Source organism: Mycobacterium talmoniae, from assembly GCF_001854525.1.
In the GTDB taxonomy this organism is placed as follows: Bacteria; Actinomycetota; Actinomycetes; order Mycobacteriales; family Mycobacteriaceae; genus Mycobacterium; species Mycobacterium talmoniae.
Genome location: NZ_MLQM01000200.1, coordinates 1 through 9,437, shown reverse-complemented (window position 1 = coordinate 9,437; position 9,437 = coordinate 1). Strand labels below are relative to the sequence as shown.

The window sequence follows — 9,437 nt, the reverse complement described above, 5'->3', positions numbered from 1 at the left end:
CCTTGATGCTCTACTCCCACGAATCCCACCGGCGGACCGCGCTGAACGAGGTCGCGGCGCTCGACATCGCGCGGGCGTTCACCGCGGAATTCCTGTCGCCGGATCCGACGGGCGACAGCGGCGCCAACCGCTACGTGGATCGGATGGCCGCGCAGAGCGCCGGCGAGCTCGGCAAGTGGTGGCAGGACCGTAAAAACGAGATCTTGATCCAGGTTGCGACCGGGCCGGTGGTGAAGGCCACCATATTGGATGCCGGGGTGGAACGGTGGAACGACGACGGCAGCGTGGACGTCTTGGTGGTCGCCAAGACCGCGATCAAGTCCGCCGACGGCAAACGCATCGAGGCCGAGCCGACGGTGCGCTGCCTGGAAACTGTGCGACGGGAAGGGGACCAGTGGAAGATCAGCAACCTGAGCCCGGTGATCTGACCGACCAGGTCCCCGACGGGGACGAGTCGGCAGCGGAGGAGCCCGACACGGTCGGCGATGACGAATCGGATGTGGCCGACCACACCACCACGGAGGTGATTGCCGCCGACAGCACCGCTGACGCCGCGGCACCTACCCGACGCCCGACGGTCCGGCGGGCGGCCGTGGGGATCGGGGCGGCGGCCGCGCTGTTTGTGGGGTCGAGCGCCTTCGCCGGTGCCATGGTGCAGCCCTACCTGGCCGATCGGGCGTTGGTGGCCACCAAAATCGAGATCGCCCGCGCCGCGACCGAGGCGATCACCGCATTGTGGAGCTACACCCCGGAGAACATCGACACGTTACCGGACCGGGCAGCCCAGTACCTGACCGGCGACTTCGCCGCGATGTACCGCAAGGACATCGGTCAGATCACGCCCCAGTACAAGCAGGACAAGATCAGTCTGAGCACGCAGGTCACCGGGGTGGCGGTGTCTTCGGTGGACGGCACCCAGGCCAGCGCGCTGGTGTACACCAACACCAGCGCGACCAGTCCGAAGACCAAGGGGATTCCGTTGCTGCAGTATCGGTCGTATCAGGTCTCCATGACCCGTCAGCACGGGCGCTGGCTGGCCGCCGAGCTGGCCGGCATCACCAAATTCAGTGTGACCCCGGAATTCTGACCCGGCCGCCGGATGACCGACGCGCCACCAACACCCGGCCGGCGTACCGTCGCGGCTTTGCTGTTGCTGACCGCCGCGACCGGTCTGATTGACGCCATCAGTGTGCTGGTGCTCGGTCATGTGTTCGTCGCGAATATGACCGGCAATGTCATCTTTCTCGGCTTCTGGTTCGTTCCGGGCTCCGGCGTGGATCTGACCGCCGCCGTGGTCGCGGTGATCGGGTTCTTGGCCGGGACGATCATCAGCGGCCGGCTGATCCGCCGCCTGGGCCAGCAGACCCGGACGTGGCTGACGGTAACTCTCGGCACCGAGATCGCGGTGCTGCTGGTGCTGTCGGCGCTGGCCGGTGTTGGGGTGCTGGATTACCACGACAACACCAAGTTGCTGCTGATCGCCGGGCTGGGGCTGGTATTCGGCATGCAGAATGCGATGGCCCGGCAGTTCGGTGTCCAAGAGCTCAGCACCACCGTGCTCACCTCCACCCTGGTGGGCCTCGGCGTGGACAGCCGGTTGGCCGGCGGCACCGGCAGGCGGGAAAAGCTGCGCTACAGCGTCGTTGTCGCCATGTGCGGCGGCGCGGTGATCGGCGCGACGCTCTCGCGGGTCGTGGTCGCCCCGGTGATTGCGTTGGCGGCGGCGGTGATCGCCGCAAGCCTGCTGATCTTCCGCTGTCGGCGTTGACTCTGCGGCTACCAGGCAAAAGTGCGAGTAACCCGTCTGGTCAGCGCAGAGTGAACGCTGAAAACTACGCCCCGCCGTACTCGGGTCGCAGGATCGAGCTGAGCGCGGACAGCGGGATGTGCGGTTCCACGGTGCCGCCGTCCATGTACCACTGCCAGTCGAAGGTGCCGTAATTGATGGGGGTGTCGTGGCCGACGGGATAGTCCGGCAGGTACAGGATCAGCTCGTCGGGGGTGATGGCCCACGCCTTGTACCCGGCGCCGAACGGTTTGTCCGGTGTCCAGCGGTCCGGGGTGAACGGGTAGGTCTGCGGGTTGTGCTCCCAGTGGGCGGCGTCGAGCGCCTCAATGATGTAGGGCTCGGCTAGCGGTGGGATGGCCGCCAGCGGGTCCACCCCCGGTTTGGTGATGTCGGCGAGCTGCAGCCGCCGGCCGCCGGCGTCGTAGCTGAAGGTGCGGTAGGCGTTGTTGATCCACGGACCGTCGGCGTGGTAGTCCTCGTGGAACACCACGCTGGTCGCGCCGCCGTGCGGGAAGATCTCGTAGTTTTCCTCGCCCCAGCTGTCCTGGACCATGCTGGCGCCCTTGATCTTCCAGTTGTTGAACAGGTTGCGCAAATACTCGCTGATCTCGGGGCGATCCACGAAGCCGTCGGGTACGGCCATCTTGATGTCGCGGGTGGCCTTGCGTTCGGAGACCACCGCGGTGTGGCAGTAGTGCCCGTCGAAGTCGCCGCCGAGCCCGCCGCAGAACGATGCCGCCGACGCGGAGGCGGCGGGGGCCGTTCCGATCGCCGCCGTCGCGCCCATCACCGCGACACTTGCCATGCTCGCCACGAGCCGGGTTCCCCACATGCTGCTCGCTCCTAGGGCAGTTCGACTTTGCTTGCCAGCCAGCGATCGTCGACCTTTTCCATGGTCACCTTCATCCGGCTGCGGTCCACCCGCGGGTCCGGCAGCGCGGTGTTGGTGACCTTCTGGTCGACCATCAGCAGCACGACCACCTTGTTCTTGGATTCGGACTGGATCGCCGACTCCACCACGGTGCCCTGTGCCGCCGCCTTGTTGTCGATCAGCAGCTGCCGAAGCTGCACGCTCGATTTGGTGTACATGTCCTTGAAGTCCCCGGTCGCGCCGTTGAGGACCGCGGCGAAGTTGTCATCCACCTTGTTCGAGTCGATGCTGGTCAGCACCTGGGCGTAGCTGACCGCGGTCTGTTGCGCGGCGGTGGCCGCCTGGTGCAGCACGTGCTGCTGCCATAGCTGCCAGCCGAGTCCGCCGGCGAGGCCGAAGGCGCCGACGAAAGCCGCGGCTACCAGCCCGATCCGCGCATAGCGCTTCCAGGACCGGCGTGGTTGCACGGTCGGCTCCAGCCCGGTGACCTCGCCGTCGCCGTCGCCGTCGGTGGCGTCATCGTCGCTGTCCTCCGCGGCCACATCCTCGGTGTCGGTGTCGGTGTCGGTGTCGGTCGCCGCCGGTTCGCTGGCAGCTTCGGTGTCGTCGGGTTTCTCGTCGGTGTCGTCGACTACCGGGTCGTCCTTGTTTGTCACGGTGGTCTTCTCCTTGCGCATTGCGGTGCGGTCTAGCGGGGCGGCTCGAGCGGCAGCGTCGGCCCGCCATACGGGGTGGGAATGGTGTAGCGGCCCTTGGGCGTTGGGTCACTGGTCGCGCTGAGGTCGGCGCCGGGCGGCGGTCCGGCGGTGTCGTCGCCGGCGGGGCGCGGCGCGTTCTTGGCGCCGCGGATCAGCACGCTGGGATCGTCATCGAAGCAGTACCCGTAGATGAACGGCTCGGGGTAGTCCGCACCCGACGAAACCCGGCGTGGGGTGCCGTAGTCGCAGACGTAGCGCGGGTAGATGTCGGCGGTCGCCCACAGCCCGTTCTCATGCATCACCGACATCAAGGCTTCCAACCCGGAGCCGCGGTAATTCGGGAACAACGCGTTGAGCGCGGGCACCCGGACGTAGAGCAACTGCGACAACGACGCCAGGTTGGCGAGCAGTCCCACCATCGTGTCGGAGTTGTCGTCGTAGAGCGTGTCGATCGCGGACATCAGACCCGGTGTCTGGGCAACCAACCTGCGGTAGCCGCCGTCCATCTTGTTGACGCCGGTCAGCACCTCGCTGAGCTCGTCCGCCGTGGCGGCCAGGCCGGCGTTTTTGTCGGTGAGCAGGGTCAGCACGGTTCGGCTGTTGCGCAGCAGGCTGGTGGTCTGCGGCAGCACCGGGTCCAACGTGGACAGCAAGAACATGCCGCCGTCGATGATGTCGGCGAGCTTGCGCGGACCCTCTTTGCTCATGCCCAGTTCGTGCTTGATGAGTTCGAGCTTCTTCGGATCGGCTTGCTTCAGCACCCCGTTGGTGTCGGCCAGCAACTGGGACAACGGCACCGGTGTCGTGGCTCGCCCGGCGCCGACGACGCTGCCATTGGACAGGTAGGGACCGGTGTTCGATTTGGGCTCGAAGTCGATGTACTGCTCGCCGGCGGCGGACAGCCCGGAAACGTGCACCTGGCAGAGATTTGGCTTGTCCTTGGGGCATTCCGGCGGGATCGGGATCTTGACACTGTTTTTGATATTGACGACGGCTTCGACCCCGTCCTCGGTGATGTGCAGCGATTCGATCCGCCCGACCGGGATACCGCGGACCGCGACATCCTGGTTGGCCAGCAGGCCGCCGGATTCCGGCAGGGAAATCTTGACCTGGTAGGTGGTGTCCAGCGGGTTCACCCGCAGCGCGCCCACCAGCAGGTAGGCGACCGACACCACCAAGGTCAACGCCAGCGCGATGCCGGACACCCAGTTGCGCTGTCGGTAGCCGGCCCTGACCAGGTCGACGATGAAGCGGGCGATGGCGTTGATCACGGCGCCGGCACCTGCGGTCCGGGGTTACCTGGCCCCGGGCTGTGCGACTCGATTTCCTGCTGGGCCTGCTGCTCGCCGGGGGTGGGCGGCAGCGGCGGGCCCACCGGGAACCACGGCACCTGGCCCATGTTGGTGTTGGGGCCGGTGCCCACCACCCGTTCCTGCAGCCGCCACAGCACGTATTTGACCGAGCCGGCCAGCTTGGCCCAGTCGTAGCGCTTGGGCCCGTGGAAGGCCACGTCGCCTTTCCACCCGGCGTCGGGGATCGACCCGAGCACCAGCCGGTCGATCGAGGCGCGCATCGAAATCGCGGTACCCGGCAGCAACTTGACGATCGGCGGCATTAGCCGGTTCAGCGCGTACAGGCTGGTGTCCGGGCTCAGCGCGACATCGTTCCAGGAGCCGGCGACGGTGTTGAGGTCTTTGATGACGCTGCGACCGCTGGTGTCGGTACCGGCGATCGACGGGAATCGCCTCAGCTGATCGCTGGTGGCGCCCAGCGTTTCGATCACGTCGGCGATCTGGTTGGTGTTGGCGGCCAGTGTGTCGGTGGCGGGGCCGACGTTGGCCAAGAAGTCGGTGAGGGCCTGGTTCTTCTCCTCGAGCCGGTCGCCGAGGGCGGCGGTTTCGGTCAACGCGCTCTCGATCTGGCCGGACCGGCTGTTGAGTTTCGCCAGCAGCTCGTTGGTCTGGTTGATCAGGTTGCCGAACGCCTCGCCCTGGTTTCCGGTGGCCTTACCGGCGCCGTTGACGAAGTTGGTGAAGTTACGCACCGCGCCGCCGTTGACCAGCAGCGCCGCCGAGCTCAGCACCGACTCCACGGTCGCCGCGGCCGCGGTGGACTCCAGGCCGATGGTGTCGCCCTCTTTGAGCAGCGGCGCCGTAGGGTCGATCGGGTCGGGGGGTTTGATCGCGACGAACACGTCGCCCAACGGTGTCGCCGAGCGCAGTTCGGCGGTGCTGCCCACCGGAACCCGCACCCCGTCCATCAGCCGCAGCGTGGTGACCGCGGTGTAGTTCCGCGCGACCATGGACTCCAACTGTCCGACGTCGGCCCCGGCGAGCTTGACCTTGGCGTGCGCGGGCAAGTTCAACGCGTTGGAGAACACCGCGTTGATCATGTAGCCGCCGGTGCCGATGCCCGGGGCCGGCAGCGGCAGGCTGCCCAACCCGTTGGTGGCGCAGCCGGAGCTGAGCACGGCGGCTGCCGCCACCGCCGCCAACGCTCGTTTTGTGTGCCGCGCCATCGTCATTGCCCCATCGCCGAAAGTCCATCGAGTATGAAGGTCAAGCCGAAGTCGGGTCCGTAGTCCGCCAATGTTCCGGTGCTGCACCCCAACTGACGCAGGTGCATCATGTTGCAGAGTTCCTTGGTGGATTGGGTGTCGGTGAGGATCTTGTCGACGGGCACGTGCATGCGCACCGCGCCGTTGACCTGGTCGATGGCGTTGTAGGTGTTTTCCAGCATCAGCGGCAACACGTCGATGAGCTCGGCCACCTCACGCTTGCGCTCGGAGGTGGACGTGACGGCGGTGTTCCCGTTGATGATGCTCTGTTTGAGGTTTTCCCGGTTGGCCTGGATCAGGCTGGTCGCCTGCGCGATGATCTGGTTGAGCGTGCGGCCGGTGGTGCCGGTGCCGAGATCCTCGTCGGCCAGGATCTGAGCCAGCTGGTGGGTTGTCGACCCGAACTCGCGCAGCTTCGCGTCATTGCGGGCGGCCGCGTCGATCAACGAGCTGAGGTTGGTGATGATCGTGGTCAACTGATCGCGGGTCGCCTCACCGCGGTCGGAGCTGAGCCGCAGCGCCCCGGACAGTTCACTGAGCGCCGATTTGACCTTCTCCCCGTTGCCTTCGGTGGATTCGGCGGCGGCGTTGACGAGGTCGGCGATCGGCCCGCCGCCCTTCTCGTCGCCCTTGAGCGACTTTGAGATCTTGTCGAGCATGTCGAGGACCTTGTCGAACGCCACCGGGGTCTTGGTTCTGGGCAGGCCGATGATGTCGTGGTTCTTCAGGATCTTGTCGCCATCGCGGGCCTTGTCATACGGCGGCGTCAGCTCGATCTGGCGGTCGGTCAGGATCGACGTGCTAATGGTCACCGCGTGCACGTTGGCGGGCACCTTGACGTTCTTGTCGACCGTGAATTCGGCCTCGACGTACTCGCCCTTGGGCGTGACCTTGGTGACCTCACCCACCGGCATGCCGACCACCGCGACCACATTGCCCTCGTACAGCCCCGCCGCACTGTCGAACTGGGCGGTCACCGTGATCGTGTTGACCTGCTTGTAGATGTAGTAGCCGATGCCGCCGAGCACCGCCGCCACCACCACGGCGATACCGGTCACCAGGGCAATGACCCTACTTCTGCCGCTCATGCGCGCCGCCCCTCCTCATCGCTGCGCTCTGCATCGTCGCCGGCGGTCATTTGCAGTCCTTGAAGTACTCGATCATGCCGAATTGCTTGGCGCGCCCGCTGATCGCGCACATCCACGAGTCGACGGCGATCCCGTTGGCGGTGTAGAACTCGACGGCCGGGCCGTATCCGGTGACGTTGGTCAGACCGCGCAGCGGGACGGGCCCGATCTGCAGCAGGCTGCGGAACAGATCGTCGTGCTGGCCGATCATGTCGGACAGCTGGTGCAGGCTGTTGAGCATGTCATCGAGCATCGGCCGGTCGTTGACGACGATGTTGTTCAGGTCGCCGGCCAGGTTCGTCAGCGCCGCCAGCATCGCGTGGAAGGTGGCCTGGCGCGCCACGAACTGGCCGAGCAGATCCTGGCCCTGGTCGACGAGGTTACCGAGATTCGTCTGCTGAGCGCGCAGCGTGTTGGCCACCCGCTGAGTGCTTTTGAGCAGGGTGCCCAGCTGATCGCGTCGGCCGGCGGTGATCGCGGACAACGTGTTCAGGTTGGCCATGGCCTGCGGCAGGATCGCCGGCAGCCCGTTGAGCTGGTGTCCCAGAATCGCGAGGGACTGGGCGAACTGGTCGGAGTTGACCTGGTCGAAGGTGGTGGTCGCGTCCTCCAACGCGGTCTGCAGGTCGTAGGGCACCTCGGTGTGGTCGAGGCTGATCGTCTTGTGCGGCAACGACCCCGGACCGTCGGGAATCAACGCCAGATAGCGCGAACCCAAGATGGTCATCACGTTGATGACCGCGCGGGTGTCTTTGCCCAGCGGAACGTTGTCGCGCACCGTCAACCCGGCCTCGACGTGACCGTCGACCAGCTTCATCGACGAGACGGTGCCGACTTCGATACCGGCGACGGTGATGGGGTTTCCAGGGCGCAGCGAGGCGGCCTGGGCGAATTCGGCGGTGTAGTGGGTGTAGCCGAACCCGAGCAGCTTGATGAACAGCGAGATCGCGACCAGGACGGTGATCACGCCCAGGGCGATCACCCCGAGCAACGTCCGGTTGTAGGTCTCCAGCGGCCGACTCCGCCAGCGTTGGATGAACGACTGTTCGGGCCGGGCTTTCGGAATGGGTGCCGTGATCTCAGCCATTGGCCATGTTCCTGCATCGGGGCGTGTGCCAGGCCTGGTTCTCTTTGGTGATCACCCGAGCGTTTCCTGGGGTTGCGGCGTTCACGATGAAGGTCACGATGTCGTTGAGTCCGGGGAAGAACCCGGTCAGGTTGAGGTCGCAGATGTAGGCGTTGCCGTAGCCGCCCTCCCCGACGATGCGGGCCAGACCCTTGAGCAGCAGCGGCAGGTTATCGCCCATGAACGCCAACTGGGGTTCAATGCCGACCATGTGTTTGGCGAAACCGGGCTGACGGGTGATGAGTTCGTTCAGCGACGGGTACACCTCGTTCATGATGGCCGACAGCTGCCGGGTCACGTGGGCCAGCGAACCCACCGAGGACTGCAGGGCGGGGCGGCGCGCGTCGAAGTCGCTGACGATGGTGCGGGCCTGATTCAGCGCGTGATCGAGGTTGTCGTTTTGTGCCGCGACGTTGTCGGTGACCTTGGAGAGGCTGGTGATCAGGTCACCGAGGGCTTGATCGCGCCCCGAAATCGACGCGGTGAGGACCGAACTCTGTTCCACCAGTTCGGTGATCGACGCCTTGTCCCCGGACAGGGATTGGATGACGCCCTTGGTCAGGTCGTCGGCGGCCTTGGTGTCCAGTAAGGAAAACAGCGGCTCGAACCCGTTGAGCATGTGGCCGACGTCGAACGAGGGATCGGTGCGCTCCACCGGGATGACGCTGCCCGGCGGCAGCAGATCGGTGTTGCCGACCTTGCCCAGTGACAGGCCCAGATAGCGCTGCCCGATGATGTTTTGGTAGGTCACCGAGGCGACCGTGTTGCCGTACAGCTTCTGGTCTTTTTGGACGATGAAGCTGACCTTGGCCAGTTTCCCGTCCAGCTCGATCTTCTCCACCCGGCCGACGCGCACCCCGGCCATGCGCACGTCGTCGCTTTCCCGCAGCCCGTAGACGTCGGTGAAGACGGCCGAATACTTGTTGGTCGGCCCGGCCACGTCGCGCTGCAGCGTGGCGTAGACCAGCCACGTCACCGCGACGGCGATCACCATGAAGATGGACAGGCCGATCAGCGGTCCCCGCGTTCTCATTTCGGCCCCTCCGCTGACTCTGACTTGACCGAGACCGTCATACCGCGGGCCACCGGGCCCAGCAGCAACTGGGTCGCCACCGACGCCGGGTGCGGTTGGCCGGTCATCACCCCGAGCTGGGCGCGTTCGACGTCGCTACCCACCGGCCCGACGTTGCCGCCGAAGGAGGCCGGGGCGGCCTCGGCGGGCAGCGGACCCGGCGGCAGCGGTGGCGGGGGGACGCCCAGCTCCGGCCC

At 66.1% G+C, this 9,437-nt stretch carries 10 protein-coding genes and 1 pseudogene; 3 read left to right on the top strand and 8 right to left on the bottom strand.

What is annotated here, in order from left to right; all coding sequences use genetic code 11:
* The 3 genes from BKN37_RS23810 to BKN37_RS23800 all read left to right on the top strand — a co-directional run.
* On the top strand, positions 1–428 hold a 428-nt coding region (locus BKN37_RS23810; RefSeq protein ID WP_071029398.1), incomplete at its 5' end, for a hypothetical protein.
* Positions 395–1,087, top strand: coding sequence for a hypothetical protein (locus BKN37_RS23805; RefSeq protein ID WP_071029397.1), 693 nt, complete (start codon positions 395–397; stop codon positions 1,085–1,087). The genes BKN37_RS23810 and BKN37_RS23805, both read left to right, overlap by 34 nt.
* Positions 1,088–1,099: 12 nt before the next feature.
* Positions 1,100–1,768 (top strand): YoaK family protein, encoded by a 669-nt coding sequence (locus tag BKN37_RS23800; RefSeq protein ID WP_071029396.1) that lies wholly within the window; start codon positions 1,100–1,102, stop codon positions 1,766–1,768.
* A gap of 64 nt (positions 1,769–1,832) precedes the next feature.
* On the opposite strand, the gene BKN37_RS23795 is transcribed toward BKN37_RS23800, so the two are convergent.
* The 8 genes and pseudogenes from BKN37_RS23795 to BKN37_RS23760 all read right to left on the bottom strand — a co-directional run.
* Positions 1,833–2,594 carry a mannan-binding protein gene (locus BKN37_RS23795; RefSeq protein ID WP_242657342.1) on the bottom strand — a complete coding sequence of 254 codons (762 nt, stop codon included), beginning with the start codon at positions 2,592–2,594 and terminating at the stop codon, positions 1,833–1,835.
* A 38-nt stretch (positions 2,595–2,632) separates the two neighbouring features.
* Positions 2,633–3,337 (bottom strand): hypothetical protein, encoded by a 705-nt coding sequence (locus BKN37_RS23790; RefSeq protein WP_165618384.1) that lies wholly within the window; start codon positions 3,335–3,337, stop codon positions 2,633–2,635.
* A gap of 11 nt (positions 3,338–3,348) precedes the next feature.
* On the bottom strand, positions 3,349–4,629 hold the full coding sequence (locus BKN37_RS23785; RefSeq protein ID WP_071029394.1) for an MlaD family protein: 1,281 nt from the start codon (positions 4,627–4,629) through the stop codon (positions 3,349–3,351).
* The gene (locus tag BKN37_RS23780) at positions 4,626–5,882 is read right to left on the bottom strand and encodes an MCE family protein (protein ID WP_071029393.1); all 1,257 of its coding nucleotides are present in this window, start codon (positions 5,880–5,882) and stop codon (positions 4,626–4,628) included. Before BKN37_RS23780 ends, BKN37_RS23785 begins: the two co-directional genes overlap by 4 nt.
* The gene (locus BKN37_RS23775; protein ID WP_071029392.1) at positions 5,879–7,003 is read right to left on the bottom strand and encodes an MCE family protein; all 1,125 of its coding nucleotides are present in this window, start codon (positions 7,001–7,003) and stop codon (positions 5,879–5,881) included. The genes BKN37_RS23780 and BKN37_RS23775 overlap by 4 nt, the downstream gene beginning before the upstream one ends.
* A gap of 46 nt (positions 7,004–7,049) precedes the next feature.
* The gene (locus BKN37_RS23770) at positions 7,050–8,129 is read right to left on the bottom strand and encodes an MlaD family protein (RefSeq protein ID WP_071029391.1); all 1,080 of its coding nucleotides are present in this window, start codon (positions 8,127–8,129) and stop codon (positions 7,050–7,052) included.
* Complete coding sequence (locus BKN37_RS23765; RefSeq protein WP_071029390.1) at positions 8,122–9,201, bottom strand: MlaD family protein; 1,080 nt, start codon at positions 9,199–9,201, stop codon at positions 8,122–8,124. The genes BKN37_RS23770 and BKN37_RS23765 overlap by 8 nt, the downstream gene beginning before the upstream one ends.
* Positions 9,198–9,437 (bottom strand): annotated as a pseudogene (locus tag BKN37_RS23760) (mammalian cell entry protein); the annotation flags it as partial. The pseudogene BKN37_RS23760 and the gene BKN37_RS23765, both read right to left, overlap by 4 nt.